At 67.7% G+C, this 14,649-nt stretch carries 9 protein-coding genes and 3 pseudogenes; 6 read left to right on the top strand and 6 right to left on the bottom strand.

The genetic code is table 11. From position 1 onward, the window contains the following. Positions 1 to 68: 68 nt before the first annotated feature. On the bottom strand, positions 69 to 836 hold the full coding sequence (locus tag K3U93_RS02005) for a class I SAM-dependent methyltransferase (protein WP_071511420.1): 768 nt from the start codon (positions 834 to 836) through the stop codon (positions 69 to 71). Positions 837 to 846: 10 nt separating this feature from the next. Next, on the bottom strand, positions 847 to 1,842 hold the full coding sequence (locus tag K3U93_RS02010; protein ID WP_083010662.1) for an LLM class flavin-dependent oxidoreductase: 996 nt from the start codon (positions 1,840 to 1,842) through the stop codon (positions 847 to 849). Between the two features lie 95 nt (positions 1,843 to 1,937). On the opposite strand from K3U93_RS02010, the gene K3U93_RS02015 reads away from it, so the two are divergent. Continuing rightward, on the top strand, positions 1,938 to 3,119 hold the full coding sequence (locus K3U93_RS02015) for a glycosyltransferase family 4 protein (protein WP_071511406.1): 1,182 nt from the start codon (positions 1,938 to 1,940) through the stop codon (positions 3,117 to 3,119). Here the strand turns inward: K3U93_RS02015 and K3U93_RS02020 are convergent. Beyond that, positions 3,093 to 4,800 (bottom strand): annotated as a pseudogene (locus tag K3U93_RS02020) (MmpA family trehalose lipid delivery protein); the annotation flags it as partial. The gene K3U93_RS02015 and the pseudogene K3U93_RS02020 sit on opposite strands and share 27 nt — an antisense overlap. Before the next feature lie 21 nt (positions 4,801 to 4,821). Then, positions 4,822 to 6,132, bottom strand: a complete 1,311-nt coding sequence (gene pgfA, locus K3U93_RS02025; RefSeq protein WP_176219972.1) for a cell envelope lipid trafficking protein PgfA — start codon at positions 6,130 to 6,132, stop codon at positions 4,822 to 4,824. Between the two features lie 175 nt (positions 6,133 to 6,307). On the opposite strand from pgfA, the gene K3U93_RS02030 reads away from it, so the two are divergent. Further along, positions 6,308 to 7,474: an acyltransferase family protein gene (locus K3U93_RS02030; protein ID WP_139796952.1), complete on the top strand. Its 1,167-nt coding sequence runs from the start codon at positions 6,308 to 6,310 to the stop codon at positions 7,472 to 7,474. Here the strand turns inward: K3U93_RS02030 and K3U93_RS02035 are convergent. Further along, positions 7,440 to 8,926, bottom strand: a pseudogene (locus K3U93_RS02035) (AMP-binding protein). The gene K3U93_RS02030 and the pseudogene K3U93_RS02035 sit on opposite strands and share 35 nt — an antisense overlap. Further along, positions 8,923 to 9,903 carry a phosphotriesterase family protein gene (locus K3U93_RS02040; protein WP_083010658.1) on the bottom strand — a complete coding sequence of 327 codons (981 nt, stop codon included), beginning with the start codon at positions 9,901 to 9,903 and terminating at the stop codon, positions 8,923 to 8,925. The pseudogene K3U93_RS02035 and the gene K3U93_RS02040 overlap by 4 nt, the downstream one beginning before the upstream one ends. Positions 9,904 to 10,290: 387 nt before the next feature. On the opposite strand from K3U93_RS02040, the gene K3U93_RS02045 reads away from it, so the two are divergent. The 4 genes and pseudogenes from K3U93_RS02045 to K3U93_RS02060 form a co-directional block, all read left to right on the top strand. Next, positions 10,291 to 11,988 (top strand): acyl-CoA dehydrogenase family protein, encoded by a 1,698-nt coding sequence (locus K3U93_RS02045; protein ID WP_083010657.1) that lies wholly within the window; start codon positions 10,291 to 10,293, stop codon positions 11,986 to 11,988. Between the two features lie 454 nt (positions 11,989 to 12,442). Continuing rightward, the gene (locus K3U93_RS02050; RefSeq protein ID WP_083010656.1) at positions 12,443 to 13,594 is read left to right on the top strand and encodes a hypothetical protein; all 1,152 of its coding nucleotides are present in this window, start codon (positions 12,443 to 12,445) and stop codon (positions 13,592 to 13,594) included. A gap of 242 nt (positions 13,595 to 13,836) precedes the next feature. After that, positions 13,837 to 14,511 (top strand): TetR/AcrR family transcriptional regulator, encoded by a 675-nt coding sequence (locus tag K3U93_RS02055; protein ID WP_071509050.1) that lies wholly within the window; start codon positions 13,837 to 13,839, stop codon positions 14,509 to 14,511. Then, positions 14,508 to 14,644, top strand: a pseudogene (locus K3U93_RS02060) (R2-like ligand-binding oxidase); the annotation flags it as partial. The gene K3U93_RS02055 and the pseudogene K3U93_RS02060, both read left to right, overlap by 4 nt. Between the last annotated feature and the right edge of the window lie 5 nt (positions 14,645 to 14,649).

Genomic DNA, 14,649 nt, shown 5'->3' on the forward strand with positions numbered 1-14,649 from the left:
CCGCACTGCATCGTCGCCGGCGGCTATGGCGCCACCCTACCCAAGCCGAAGCAAAACGAGAACATGTTTCATCGCGCTCGGAGCACCAGCACCAGATTGCTCACCAGGAACTCCCGCAGGACCGGCACCGACGTCAGCCACCACGCCCATCGGGGGTGGTAGCGAGGAAATGCGGCAACCAAGGCGCCGGTGCTGGCGGCCCAGGTCAGACCGTCGGCGGCGGACACCGCGAACAACGACGACCCGTAGTTGTTTTTCGCCGGATGGCCGTGTTTGCGGGCATACCGGGCGGCGGCGCGCTCCCCGCCGAGGTAGTGGGTCAGGCCCATCTCGTGGCCGCCGAACGGGCCCAGCCACACGGTGTAGGACAGCACGGCCAGCCCGCCCGGCCTGGTCACCCGCAGCATCTCGGCGCCGAGCCGCCAGGGCCGCGGCACGTGTTCGGCGACATTGGACGACAGGCAGATGTCCACCGAGTCGTCGGCGAAGGGCAGCGCCATGCCCGACGCCCGGACGAACGCGCCCGGATCGCGCTCGAAAGCCGTTCCGGCGGCATGCATTTCGTTAGGGTCGGGTTCCACGCCGATATACCGGATGCCGGCATCGGAAAAGGCCGACGCGAAATACCCCGGCCCGCCGCCGACGTCGAGCAGCGTGCACCCGGAAGGGGGGCCTCCGCGGGCCGCCAGCCACAGGTCGCCGACCATGGCGGCGGTGTCGGCGGCCAGGAAGCGGTAGAACCGCGCCGGATCCGACCGCTCGTGGCGGAACTCCGACAGCAGCCGCACCGAGCGGCTCAGGGTCGCGCGCCGCGCAAACAGGTCGGTGACCGCCACCGGCCACACCCTACGCAGATTTGGCCAGTTGGGGCGCCACCAGCAGCGCGAAGTCTTCGAGTGAATTGATCGACACCGTCGGGTCGGCGATCGCCTCGTGGAACACCGCGATGCGCCGGGCGCCGGTGGTCTCGATGAAGCGTCCGAGTTCGTCGACCACCTGCGACGGCGGGCCGACGATCGCGTTCTGGGCCACGTAGCCGGCCATGGCATCCGGGCCCAACGGCTCGCCGTCCGGCCCGCGATGAGGGTCACCCGCTTGCGGCACATGCGGGTGATCGCCATCGCGGAACGAGCGGCGGAGCGCGCCGGCCAGCTGGTCCCGGCGGCCGGGTGTGCCGTCGACAATGACGATCAGCGTGTGCAAATGCTCCGGGCCGCTGTCCGATTCGCCGCGCAGCTCGCGGTAGCGGGTCTCGATCTCCACACGTTGCGGTGCCGGCGTGGCGAAGTAGTGCTGTAGCGCGAGCCCGTTGCGCGCGGCGTACGCGATGCCGGGCGCGCTCGTGGTGGCCAACAGCAGGTTGGGGTGGGGCAGCGTGCGCTGGCGCGGTTGAACGTCCGTCGGGGGCCGCGTCCACGCGTCGAGCAGCCGCCGGGCGCTAAAGTGCGGTTCCTCGTCCCATCGCGCGAAGTCGACGCCGAAGACCTCGTAGTCGCGCCGGTAGCCCCCGCGGCCGAGACCCAGCTCGAACCGGCCGGCACTCAGTTGGTCCAGCAAAGCGGCGCGCTCGGCCAGCTCGATCGGGTGGCATAGCGGTGACAAGACGACGGCGGTGCCGACCCGTATGCGGCGTGTGCGGCCCAGCAGGAACGCCGCGGTGGTCAGCGCGCTGGGATTGATCCCGAAGCGAATGAAATGGTGCTCGGTGACCCATAGGTCGGCGTAGCCGAGCTGTTCGGCGGTGTCGGCCTGTTCGAGCGTCAGGCCGAAAATCGCCTCCGGGGTGGCGCCCAGCACCGCCCCCATGTTGAGGAGGACGCCGAATCGCGGCCGCCGACGCATGAAGTAAGGGTACCCTCACTCAAGCTGGGGCGATCGGGTAGCCAGGCTCGCGCCGCTGTGCGGCGCGCATCGTCGCCAGGCTAAGCTACCGACCGATGTGTGCCATAAAGCGTGAGCCCGGTCTACGTGCGGTATTGCTGCTGTGCTGGCGCGACACCGGGCACCCCCAGGGCGGCGGCAGCGAAACCTACTTGCAGCGCATCGGCGCGCAGCTGGCCGCGTCGGGGATAGCCGTCACGTTGCGCACGGCCCGCTATCCCGGAGCGCCACGACGCGACGTCATCGACGGCGTGCGGATCAGCCGCGCGGGCGGGCACTACTCGGTGTACGTGTGGGCGTTGCTGGCGATGGCCTTAGCCCGGTTCGGGCTCGGACCGCTGCGGCGCGTGCGGCCCGACGTCGTCGTCGACAGCCAGAACGGCCTGCCGTTCCTGGCCCGGCTGGTGTACGGCCGACGGGTCGCGGTGCTGGTGCACCACTGCCACCACGAGCAGTGGCCGGTGGCCGGGCCGGTGCTCGGCCGGCTCGGCTGGTTTGTCGAGTCGAGGTTGTCGCCGCTAGTGAACCGCCGCGGCCAGTATGTGACGGTGTCGCTGCCGTCGGCGCGCGATCTGGTCGCGCTCGGCGTGGACGACGAGCGGATCGCGGTGGTGCGCAACGGCCTTGACGAGGCGCCGGCGCTGTCGATGTCCGGCCCGCGGTCGGCCGCGCCGCGGGTGGTGGTGCTCTCAAGGTTGGTGCCGCACAAGCAGATCGAGGACGCGCTGGAGGCGGTGGCGGTGCTCCGACGACGGAATCCGGGGATGCCGGGCCTGCACCTCGACGTCGTCGGCGGCGGGTGGTGGCGCCAGCGGCTTGTCGACCACGCGCACCGGCTGGGCATTTCCGACGCGGTGACCTTCCACGGCCATGTCGACGACATGACCAAACACCATGTGCTGCAAAGCTCCTGGGTGCACGTGCTGCCGTCGCGCAAGGAGGGCTGGGGCCTGGCGGTCGTCGAGGCGGCGCAGCACCGGGTGCCCACCATCGGCTACCGATCCTCGGGCGGCCTGTCCGACTCGATCGTCGACGGCGTGACCGGGATCTTGGTGGACGATCGCGCCGAGCTGGTGGACCGCCTCGAGGAACTGCTCACCGATCCGGTGCTGCGCGACCAGCTCGGCACCAAGGCACAGATGCGCAGCGGCGAGTTCTCCTGGCGCCAAAGCGCCGAGGCGATGCGCGGTGTGTTGGAGGCGGTGCACGCCGGCCGCCTGGTCAGCGGCGTGGTGTAGCCAGGCGCCGCCAGACGCAGGCCACCGCGCCCACGATCAGCATCGCCAGCCACGCCAGGTGCGCGACGACCGTCGCGGTGCGACGGGCGGAAGAGACGCCGCCGGTGTCGCCGCCGATCCGATAGAGCGCAAGCTCGTCGTCGCGGTAGACCGGTGTCAGCGCGTCGAGCGTGCGGGCGGCCGCGCCCATGTCACCGGCGCTGTCCGATTCGACGACCAGCCACCCCACCCCGGCCGGGGCCAACGCAGAAGGATCGGGCCCGCCCAGAAGCAACTCCTGTACGGCCCGCGCGCGCTTGCCCTCCCCGGGGACGACGACACAGGAGACGGCCAGGTCACCGGTGGCCAGCACGTCGGCGCGCACCCAGCGCGGCAGCGGATCCAGCACCGGCACCGGGCCGGACCAGGAGAACCGCCGCATGGTGCCGGCGGGCAACACCGCGACGGTCCGCGGATCGGCGTTGATCGTCGCCGCCACCGCGGCCCACGCGGGCGGGTAGCGCACCGGCTCAACCCTGCCCCACACACCCCAGGCCAGGTCGGGCAGCGCCAGGATCAGCGCGAGGCAGCAGACCGGCGCCGTCACCCCGGGCCGCAACCACCGTCGCAGCGTCACCACGGCGCCGGCGCCCGCCAGTGTGTAGCCCGGCACCGCCAGCGCCACCCACTTCTGCCCGTCGCGCAGCACCCCGAGGCCGGGCGCGGCGTCGATCACCGCCCGCAGCACGTGCAGGCCCGGGCCGGTGGCCAGCGCCGCCGGCACCAGCACCGACACCGCGGCCAGCGCCAGCAGCGGCACCGCGGCCGGACGGCGCGCCGCCGTCGGTAACCCGGCCACCACCACACCCAGCAACACCACGGCCGACACCACCGCGAAAAGCGTTGTCCGCGAAGCCGGTACGGCATCGCCGTTCCAGATTCCGCCGAGGCTGGCCAGGCTGACGAGCGTGCCCAGACCCGGCTCGGCGCGCGGGGCGAATGCGGTCACCCCGAGCGCGCTTGCCGGCGTGTGGGCGGTCAACGACGCGCCCATCACCGTCGCGGTCAGCCAGGGCAGCGCCGCCACCAGCGCGGCACCCAACGCCGCCGCGGCACACAGCCAGCGCGGCCTAAACCCGCCGGGGCCCTCAACCGGGGCAGCCACACAGACGAGCGCCACCGTCGCGGCCAGCAGCAGGCCGGTCGGCGTCAGCCCGGCCAACGCGATCCAGAACGCCAGGGCGAAAAACCCGCCGCCGTCCCCCGATCGCAGCGCCAGCATCGCCGTCGCGATCCACGGCAGGCAGCCGTAGCCCACCAGCAGGCTCCAATGACCCTGCAAAAGCCGTTCGGCGACAAAGGGATTCCAGATCGCCAGCGTGATCGCGACGAACTGGCCCGCCGAGCCCGCGCAGGGCAGCGCCGCCCCGACCAGTCGGGCCGCACCCCACCCCGCGAGCCACAGGCCCGCGACGAGCAGCGCCTTCACCACGATGCCGCCGTCAACCAGGTGCGAGGCCAGCGCCACCGCGAAGTCTTGTGGCGTCGCCCGCGGCGCCGCCGCCAACCCCAGCGCGCTATCGGAAAGATACGACCGCGGCGTCGACACCGCGTCGCGCAGCAGCAGGTAACCCGGCTGCAGCAGCGGACCGACCACCAGCAGCGCCAAGGCCAGTGCGTATAGCGGACGGGCCCAACGCACGGTTAGCGCATCCGAGCGGGGCTAGTCGCGTTCGGGCGGGCCGGGGGACTCCGAGGGTCCCGCGTCGGGCGGCCCGGAATCGCCCGAGCCCGAGCCTGAGCCCGAGTCCGAGCCGGCGGTCGGCGGATCCGAGCCGGGCGGGTCCGGGTCCTGACGAGGAAGGGGGCGCTGCGTGGGTAGCTTCTCGGTCTCGGCTTCGGCGCCGGGCACCGGTTCTTCGAGCCCGCCGCGGCCGACGAACTCCTCGCCGCGGTCCAGGCCGGGGTCGGTCAGCGCGCTCTCGGTCCGCAGGCTGAACGAGGCGAGAATTCCGCCGCCGATCAGCGCGATCAGGCCGACCGCGGTGAAGGTGATCGGCAGCACCCGCGACCACAGCGCCAGCCGGTCGCGCTCATCGCGGGCGGAGTTGACCTGGGACTCGACGGTGTCCTCGTTCGAGGTCACCTTGTAATCGACCAGCGTCACCTCGGGCTTGAGCGGATCGCGGGCGAAGTAGTGGTTGGCGTGCTCGGTCTCCTTGACGATGGTGCCCGACACCGGGTCCACCCAAAACGTCCGCTGCGCCGCGTAGTAGCGGGTCATCGTGACCTGCTCGCCCGGATCGCCGGGCACGCCCCACATCGCCGCGGACGCGGTGACCTTGCCGTCCTCGTTGCCGGGGTACAGCGACGGGTACACGACGGGCGCCGCCAGCTTGCCGTCGGGGTTGTAGCCGACGTTCTGCGTGAAGCGATAGGTGGTCAGGCCGTTGACGTCTTCCTGGCTGTCATAGTTGACGTCGAACGGCTTCTGCGCGATCGCATCGAAGTAGGGGTAGGTCTTCTTCTCGGTGTGGAACGGGAACCGGTAGGACAGCCCGTCGTGGCGCAGCGGGATCGCGGTGGGCGGGTTCTCGTCGCCGAAGGCGCGCGGCTTCTGCACCGAGCCGCCGGTGTGGGTGTCGTCGGAGACGGCCATCGCCGTCTTGCGGTTGAGGGTGACGGTGTCGACGATCGCCAGGAGCAGCCCGCCGTCCTTTTGCTTGTCGGTGCGCCGGACCGACGTGCCGGCCTGCAGCGTGACGACGTCGGCGTTGGCGGGCGACTCGACGGTGATCTGCTGCTGGGACACCAGCGGCACGTTCTGGTTGATGACGATGTGGTCGGTGGCCAACGACGCCGAATCGAGCGCGGTTCCGGTGCCGTCGCTGACCAACGTCGTGTCGATGTCGAGCGGGATCTTGGTGATCCTGCTGCTGGTATACGTCGAGAGCAACAGCGCGGCGATCAGCAGGGCGGCTCCGAGTCCGATGATCCCGCATGCTGCGAATCGCAACATGACTGCTCGGTTCACGTCGCTGTGCCCTCCTAGTGGTCTTTTGCCTCGTCGGCCACGAACCGCTCCGACCCGACCAAGCGGGGTGGCAAACCCGTTCGACCCTAACAGCAGAATTTAAGGCCTCGGCTTACCGACCCATTGCCGCCTCGCCCGGTGGTTTCGATGTGCCCGATTCGCCCGGCACACTGTGATGGTGACCGATGGCCAGCAGGTGGGAGGCGTCCGCAGCTTCCTGCCCGCCGTGGAGGGCATGCGCGCGTGCGCGGCCATGGGCGTGGTCGTCACGCACGTCGCCTTCCAGACGGGACACTCCAGCGGCGTCGCCGGCCGGCTGTTCGGCCGCTTCGACCTTGCCGTGGCGGTGTTCTTCGCGTTGTCGGGATTCCTGTTGTGGCGCGGGCACGCGGGGGCGGCACGGGATCTGGGCTCGCGACCACGCACGGGCCACTACCTGCGGTCGAGGGTTGTCCGCATCATGCCGGCCTACGTGGTGGCGGTCGTGGTGATCCTGTCGTTGCTGCCCGACGCGGATCACGCCAGCCCGACGGTGTGGTTGGCCAACCTCACACTCGCCCAGATCTACGTGCCGCTGACCCTGACCGGCGGCCTGACCCAGATGTGGAGCCTGTCCGTCGAGGTCAGCTTCTACCTGGCCTTGCCGATCCTGGCGTTGCTGGCCCGGCGTCTCCCGGTCCGGGCGCGGGTGCCGGCGATCGCCGCGCTGGCCGCCCTCAGCTGGGCCTGGGGCTGGGTGCCGGTGCACGCCGGATCCGGCCTCAACCCGCTGAACTGGCCGCCGGCCTTTTTCTCCTGGTTCGCCGCCGGCATGTTGCTGGCCGAGTGGGCCTACAGCGGGATCGGGTTGCCGCACCGGTGGGCGCGACGGCGCGTGCCGATGGCCGTCGTCGCGGTGCTGGCCTACCTGGTGGCGGCGTCGCCGCTGGCGGGTCCCGAGGGCCTGGTTCCCGGCACGGCCGCACAGTTCGCGGTGAAGACGGCGATGGGCGCGCTGGTGGCGTTCGCGCTGGTGGCCCCGCTGGTGCTGGACCGGCCGGACACCCCGCACCGGCTGCTGGGCACCGTCGGCATGGTGACCCTGGGGCGTTGGTCCTATGGGTTGTTCGTGTGGCACCTGGCCGCGTTGGCGATGGTGTTCCCGGTGCTCGGGACGTTCCCGTTCACCGGCCGGATGCCTTCGGTGCTGGTGTTGACGCTGATCTTTGGTTGGGCGATCGCGGCGGTCAGCTATGGGCTGGTCGAGTCGCCCTGCCGGGAAGCGCTGCGGCGTTGGGAGAAGCGCGAGAAGCCGGCTGACGCACGGGTCATAGACGCTGAGGCGGACGCGATCGCGCCATGATGTCGGCGCGGACCGCCGACCGCCGGGCCTTGCCGGCGTCGTCCCGCAGCGGAGCGTCGACGAATTCTATGAAGCTGGGGGTGGGCGGCACCTTGTATGACGAAATTCGTTCGCGCAGAAAGTCTTTCACGCCATCGGCATCCAGTGTGGACCCGTCGGCGGCGTGCACCACGGCGTAGGGCACCTGGCCGAGGTCCTCGTGGGGTATGCCGACCACCAGGCAGGACAACACATCCGGGTGCGCCGACAGGGCGTTCTCGATCTCGGCGGGGTAGACGTTGCGGCCGCCGACGGTGAACATGTCCACCCGGCGATCCGATAGATACAGGAACCCGTCTTTGTCGAAATAGCCCAGATCGCCCGCGAGTCCCAGCCGTCTCGGCTCTTCGCGGTGGCACCGACGTACCGGTAGGTGGGCGCGCTGCCCGGGGCGGGCCGCATATAGATTTCGCCGACCTCGCTCGGCGGGCAGGGATTGCCGTCGTCGTCGAGCACCTTCATCTCCCCGGCGACCACCACGCCGACCGAGCCGCGGTGGGCCAGCCACTGGTCGCCGCGGATGAAGGTGAGCGCCTGTAATTCGGTGCCGCCGTAGAGTTCCCACACGACCTCGGGACCCAACAGGTCGATCCACGCCTGCTTGATGGCCGGCGGGCACGGCGCCCCCATGTGCCAGAACCGTCGGATCGAGGAGAGGTCGTAGGCTTCCGGGTCGGCGTGGTACGCCGGCAGCGCCCGCTGCATGATCGTCGGCACGGTCGTCAGGAACGTGACGCGATGGTCGGTGATCAGCCGGAGGAACCGCTGCGGGTCGAACCGGCTCATCAGCACCAGGTGATGGCGCATCAGCAGCGCGATCGTCGCGGTGGTGAAGCCGGTGTTGTGGGATAGCGGAATCGGCACCAGGGTGGTGTCGCCCTCCTGCGCGCCGAGTGGATAGCCGATGGCGGCCGGTATCCGGCTGTCACCGCCGGATTCGATCAGCTTGGGCCGGCCGGTGCTGCCGCCCGAGCCCATCGCCTTCCACACCGGCGATACCGCTTCCGGTAGCGCCGCGTCGGACAACGCCGGGTCGGGACTGAAACCTGCTGGCACGCTTGGTATTTCGGGGCGATCTCCTCGATGCCCCACCAGCAAGGCGGGCCGCCGCAAGTCCAGCAGGCCCCGCAACTCCGCGGCCGGCAACCGCGCGGACAGCGCCTGGGGCACCGCGCCCAGCTTCCAGCACGCCACCGCGGCCTGAATCCACTCGAGGGAGTTGGGCAGCACCATGGTCACGTAGTCGCCGACGCCGACGCCGCGCTCGGCGTAGGCCCGCGCCAACCGGTTCGTCGACCGGTCGAGCTCGGCGCGGGTGAGGGTCAGCCCATCGCAGGTGACGGCCGGCTCGTCGGGAGCGAGTTCGGCCAGCTGTGAAATCTGGGTGCCGATCGGCGGGACCGGCTCGGTCATTCGTAGGCGCCCGTCTGCTCGAAGATGCGGCGCGGGTTGTCGACCAGCATCGTGTGCAGCTGCTCGTCGGTGACGCCGCGCTGCTTGAGCGCGGGGATCACGTCGTTGTGGATGTGCAGGTAATGCCAATTCGGCATGACGACCGGCACCAGCTCTTCGGGAAGCGCGTCGAAGTAGCAGTTGGCGTCGTGCGACAGCACCATCTTGTCGGCGTACCCGCGCTCGCACATCTGCGCGACGACGTTCACCCGGTCCTCGAACGGGGAGATCACGTCGATGCCGAATCGGTCCATCCCGAGGTAGGAGCCGGCGGCGATGAGCTCTTCGAGGTAGCCGACGTCGGTGCTGTCGCCGGAATGGCCGATGATCACCCGGCTCAGGTCGACGCCTTCCTCTTCGAAGATGCGCTGCTGCTCCAGTCCGCGCCGCAGCCCCGCGTGGGTGTGCGTCGAGATCGGCACCCCGGTGCGTTTGTGCGCCTGCGCGACCGCGCGCAACACCCGCTCGACGCCGGGGGTGATGCCCGGTGCGTCGGTGGCGCACTTGAGGATCCCGGCCTTGATGCCGGTGTCGGCGATGCCCTGCTCGATGTCGCGGACGAACATGTCGGTCATGATCTCCGGCCCGCCTAGCTCCCCGCCCGGGCCGAGGTAGTGGAAGTAGAACGGCACGTCGTTGTAGGTGTAAAGTCCCGTCGCCACAACGATATTCAGCTCGGTGGCCGCAGCGACGCGCGCGATGCGCGGAATGTAGCGGCCCAGCCCGATCACCGTGAGGTCGACGATGGTGTCCACGCCGCGGGCCTTCAGCTCGCCCAGCCGGGTGATGGCGTCGGCCACCCGCTTTTCCTCGTCGCCCCAGGCTTCGGGGTAATTCTGGGCGATCTCGGTAGTCATGATGAAGACGTGCTCGTGCATGAGCGTCACGCCGAGATCGGCGGTGTCGATGGTTCCGCGAGCGGTATTTACTTCTGACACGTGTCTGATGCTAGGTCGCGTCAGCGCCTGACCAACAGTGCCTCTTCCTGTGTCGAGATCGACGCTGGCGTGCGGTCTACCCGGCGCTTTCCCGCGCTCGGTGGACAACAGGTCGGCGACGAGCAACGCAACAATGGTCACACTCAGACCGGCCGCACCGTTGGTTACCCGCGTGGGGTCATGATGTTTTCTGAAAATTTGGTATCGCACGCGCCGTCACGTCGGTGATTCGTCGTGGAGAAGTTCGACGGTGCTGGTGTGGCCGCAGGACGGATTCGCCGGCTGACCAACGGTGCCGTTTCTCTGGGTCCGTCCCAGCGGCCGCGCCAGTGCAGTACCGTCAGCCTCGTCTTTATCGACGTCTCTTTAGGCCCCTGGGAGTCCGCCATGTTGCTCAATCCCAACCAATTGCAACGCCGCTACCCGGACCGTCGCTCCGGGGAGATCATGGCCGCGACGGTCGACTTCTTCGAATCCAGGGGGAAGGCCCGGCTCAAGCACGACGACCACGAGCGGGTGTGGTACTCGGATTTTCTAGACCACATAGGGCGGGAGCGGATCTTCGCCTCTCTGCTGACGCCGGCCGAGTACGGCGCTGACGATTGTCGCTGGGACACCTACCGAATCAGCGAATTCGCCGAGATCGTCGGCTTTTACGGGCTCAATTACTGGTATCCCTTCCAGGTGACGGCCCTGGGCCTGGGCCCGATCTGGATGAGCGCCAACGAGGACGCCAAGCGCAAGGCCGCCGCTCAGCTGGAGGCCGGCGAGGTATTCGCCTTCGGGTTATCGGAGCAGACCCACGGCGCCGACGTCTACCAGACCGACATGATCCTGACGCCCTCGGATCACGGTTGGACCGCCAATGGCGAGAAGTACTACATCGGCAATGCCAACGTGGCCCGGATGGTTTCGACCTTTGGCAAGATCGCCGGATCCGACGAGTATGTGTTCTTCGCCGCCGATTCCCAGCACGAGCGGTACGACCTGATCAAGAACGTGGTGAACTCGCAGAACTACGTCGCCAATTACGCGCTGCGCGACTATCCGGTCACCGAGGCCGACCTGTTGCATCGCGGTCCCGGCGCCTTCCACGCCGCGCTCAACACCGTCAACGTCTGCAAGTACAACCTGGGCTGGGGCGCCATCGGCATGTGCACCCACGCCATGTACGAGGCGGTCACCCACGCGTCCAACCGCATCCTGTACGGGACCGTCGTCACCGACTTCACCCACGTGCGACGGCTGCTCACCGACGCCTACGTGCGGCTGGCCGCCATGAAGCTGGTCGCGACCCGGGCCTGCGACTACATGCGCGGCGCGTCGGCGGCCGACCGCCGCTACCTGCTCTACAGCCCGCTCACCAAGGCGAAGATCACCAGCGAGGGGGAGCGGGTGGTGACCGCCCTGTGGGATGTCATCGCCGCCAAGGGCGTGGAGAAGGACACCTTCTTCGAGGCGGTGGCCCGCGAGATCGGGTTGCTGCCCCGGCTGGAGGGCACCGTCCACATCAACATCGGGCTGCTCGGCAAGTTCATGCCCAACTTCCTGTTCGCCCCCAACGCCGAATTGCCCGTGATCGGCCGCCGCGACGACGCCGCCGACGACACGTTTTTGTTCGCCCAGGGGCCCACCGGGGGCCTGGGCAAGGTGCGCTTCCACGACTGGCGCGTGCCATTCGAAAGCTTCGCCCACCTCCCCAACGTCGCGCTGTTCCGCTCGCAGGTCGAGGTGCTCACCGAGATGCTGGCCAGCGCTACCCCGGATGCGGTGCAGCAGAAGGACATCGACTTCGCCTTCGCCGTGGGCCAGTTGTTTGCGACGGTGCCTTACGCGCAGCTGATTCTCGAGGAGGCCGGGCTGTCTGGCGTGGATCCGGCGTTGATCGACGAGATCTTCGCCGTGCTGGTGCGCGACTTCAACGGTTACGCCGTGGAGCTCGGCGACAAGCCCGCGACGACGGACGCCCAAGCGCGTTTCGCGACGCGGATGATCCGGCGTCCGGTGCACGATCCTGCGCGCTATGAGCAGATCTGGAAGGAACACGTGCTGCCGATCAATGGCGCCTACCAGATGCGCCCGTGACTTGGCGTGTGCTGACCGAGCTGAGGCGGGGACGAAACCCGCAGCGACGCAGGCTTTTTCGCCTGTTGGCGTGATGGCGTGTGGCGAGAAGTGACGTGCCGTTGACGGCTGTTGGGCACGGTCGATCGCGTCACATGCGTAGCCGTGGGTTGCGCGCTGGTTTGGTGGGCCCGGTGGAGGTCTGTGTCGGGAGTTTGCCGGTTGTGCTGCGTGGTGTGGCAAATATACGTTGACGATCAGTCAATGGTAGTTTCGCTCTGAACTAAAATTCCGGGGGGGGGTTAACTCCTGGCTTTCTAAAATCTCCACAATCATGGGTTATTTTCTCTCGCATAGTTTGCGGCTCTCGATGTTTGCGGGGCGAAGTTGACCAAGCTCGGCCAAACTCACCCGAATCTCAGGTTGTTCTCAGCTACGTTCTGACCATCCGAATTGGACTCACCGATCAAAGGAGATGGTCGTGGACCTCCCAGCCCGCCCCCACATCACCGCCGGAATCGCTCTGGCCAGCGCCGCCGTTATCGCGGCGGGTCCAGTAGCCCAGCACCTGCCCAACCTCCACCTGGCCCAACACCTAGCCGAAGCGAGCGTGGCCGATATCCGCCTCGCCGACGCCGCCAGCGGCATGGTGGACCTGTTCGCCGGCGTGGAGAACGAACTCGCCTCGCTCGCCGGCGGCGCCAACGCCGCCGCCGTGCCCGCAAGTTTCCTCAGCGACGTCGTTAACCCCTACGTCAGCACAATCGAGGCCGCATGGGCCAACATTCAGACGATCGGCAACGACTGGCTCGCCAACCCTTTCCCGGTCCTGTCACAGGTTCTGACCAACCAAGCCAACTACGCAAACATACTCATTCCGGACGTGACGAAATTCCTGCAAGCGGAGTTCAGCTACCTGACGACGGGAATGGTGCCAGCCTTCCAAAACGCAGCCTATATGTTCTTCAACGGCCAGGCCGCGACGGCGATGACAAAACTCACCGCATCGCTATACAGCGGCTTCTTTATTACCCCCGGATTTAATCTGTTTTCTGCCCTAGCACTGCCGGGTGATATGGCAACCAACTTCACAAACGTGGTCAAAACACTGACGAGCTCGACTGTTCTTTTGGCCAACGTCGGCTCGCTTTTCCGGCCGTTCCTGCAGGCGGTGAACGCGTTCGGAATTGCCGCACAAGATTTTGAAGACGCAACCACTCCGGCAGCGGCGCTAGAGGCTATCGCACAGGCTCCGGCGGTGGTAGCGAACGGATTCCTCAATGGTGCCGCCAACAACTTCGCCGGGTACCCGGGAATCTTTGGCGTTCCCACCAGAACAACCAATGCAGGGACCGTCTACGACTGGCTGATTTCTCTGCCCCAGTCGGTCGCGACGTCGCTGGGGGCGAAGGCCGGAACAAACACATTCGCCAACCTGCCAACAGTATTCAACGGAGTTTTCAATACGCTGTCGACCAACCTTGGCAATTTCGCCAACAGCATCGGTAGCGGATTGACGTCGATTCTGCAAGGCATTCCGTCGGCACTCGCGAATCTGCCCTCGATGGTAGGTGCCCTTGCTACCCAGATCGGATCGTGGATCACTACCCTCCTCAAGTTGCTCTAAGTCCGGTGGTAGTCGCCGATGCGAGCCGGTGACCGCCAACGGCGATGGCCCCCTTCCTCAAGAAGGGGGCCATCGTTTTATTGGCTTTTGCCCGCGCCCACAACGCCTTCCAGGGCCACAGGCACAGGCCGGTCGCGCCTCAAGCGCCGTGCAAACATGACGTGAGGGAGAATGCTTAACACTTGACTGTGACCTAGCTCACCATAAAACGACCAATGGTTCATCGATGCGAGGAGACCACAATGCCGACGGTGACTTGGGCGCGCGTAGACCCGGCTCGTCGCGCAGCCGTAATCGAAGCCGCGGAGGCCGAATTCGGGGCGCACGGGTTCTCCCGCGGCAGCCTGAACGTCATCGCCCGCAAGGCCGGCGTCGCCAAAGGAAGCCTGTTCCAGTATTTCGCGGACAAGCGCGATCTGTACGCGTTCATCGCCGACATCGGCAGCCAACGGGTGCGCGCCTACATGGAGGACCTCATCCACGAGCTCGATCCGGGCCGGCCGTTCTTCGAATTCCTCACCGACCTGCTCGACGGCTGGGTCGCTTACTACGCCGAACATCCCCGGGAACGCGCGCTTCATGCCGCGGCGACCCTGGAGGTCGACACCGAAGCCCGCGTCAGCGTGCGGAACGTCATTCACCGTCACTACCTGGAAGTACTGCGGCCACTGGTGCACGGCGCGCTGGTGCGAGGCGACCTGCGCGCGGATGCCGACACCGATGTGCTGTTGTCGTTGCTGCTGTTGATCTTTCCGCACTTGGCCCTGGCCCCCTACATGCGTGGCCTGGACCCCATCCTCGGCCTCGACGAGCCCACACCGGAGCAGCCGGCGCTGGCCGTGCGCAGGCTCGTCGCGGTGCTGGCGGCCGCGTTCTCGGCGAACCTGTCCGTCAAAACCGAGGGGGAGGTCAGATGACATGCACGCATTCGGGCTCGCTCACCCAGGGCGCGGACTCAACTGGGATGGCTTGCCGCTCAAGCTATTTTCCGGCGGCAACGCGAAATTCTGGGACCCGGCCGACATCGACTTCTTCCGCGACGACCCTGACGCAGC

Origin of the sequence: Mycobacterium malmoense, assembly GCF_019645855.1 — a bacterium.
GTDB lineage: Bacteria > Actinomycetota > Actinomycetes > Mycobacteriales > Mycobacteriaceae > Mycobacterium > Mycobacterium malmoense.

Coding starts and splice junctions, on each gene's coding strand:
- K3U93_RS02010 (WP_083010662.1), bottom strand. CDS start 1,842: ATGCGTCGGCGGCCGCGATTCGGCGTCCTCCTCAACATGGGGGCGGTG.
- K3U93_RS02015 (WP_071511406.1), top strand. CDS start 1,938: ATGTGTGCCATAAAGCGTGAGCCCGGTCTACGTGCGGTATTGCTGCTG.
- K3U93_RS02030 (WP_139796952.1), top strand. CDS start 6,308: ATGGTGACCGATGGCCAGCAGGTGGGAGGCGTCCGCAGCTTCCTGCCC.
- K3U93_RS02045 (WP_083010657.1), top strand. CDS start 10,291: ATGTTGCTCAATCCCAACCAATTGCAACGCCGCTACCCGGACCGTCGC.
- K3U93_RS02050 (WP_083010656.1), top strand. CDS start 12,443: ATGGTCGTGGACCTCCCAGCCCGCCCCCACATCACCGCCGGAATCGCT.
- K3U93_RS02055 (WP_071509050.1), top strand. CDS start 13,837: ATGCCGACGGTGACTTGGGCGCGCGTAGACCCGGCTCGTCGCGCAGCC.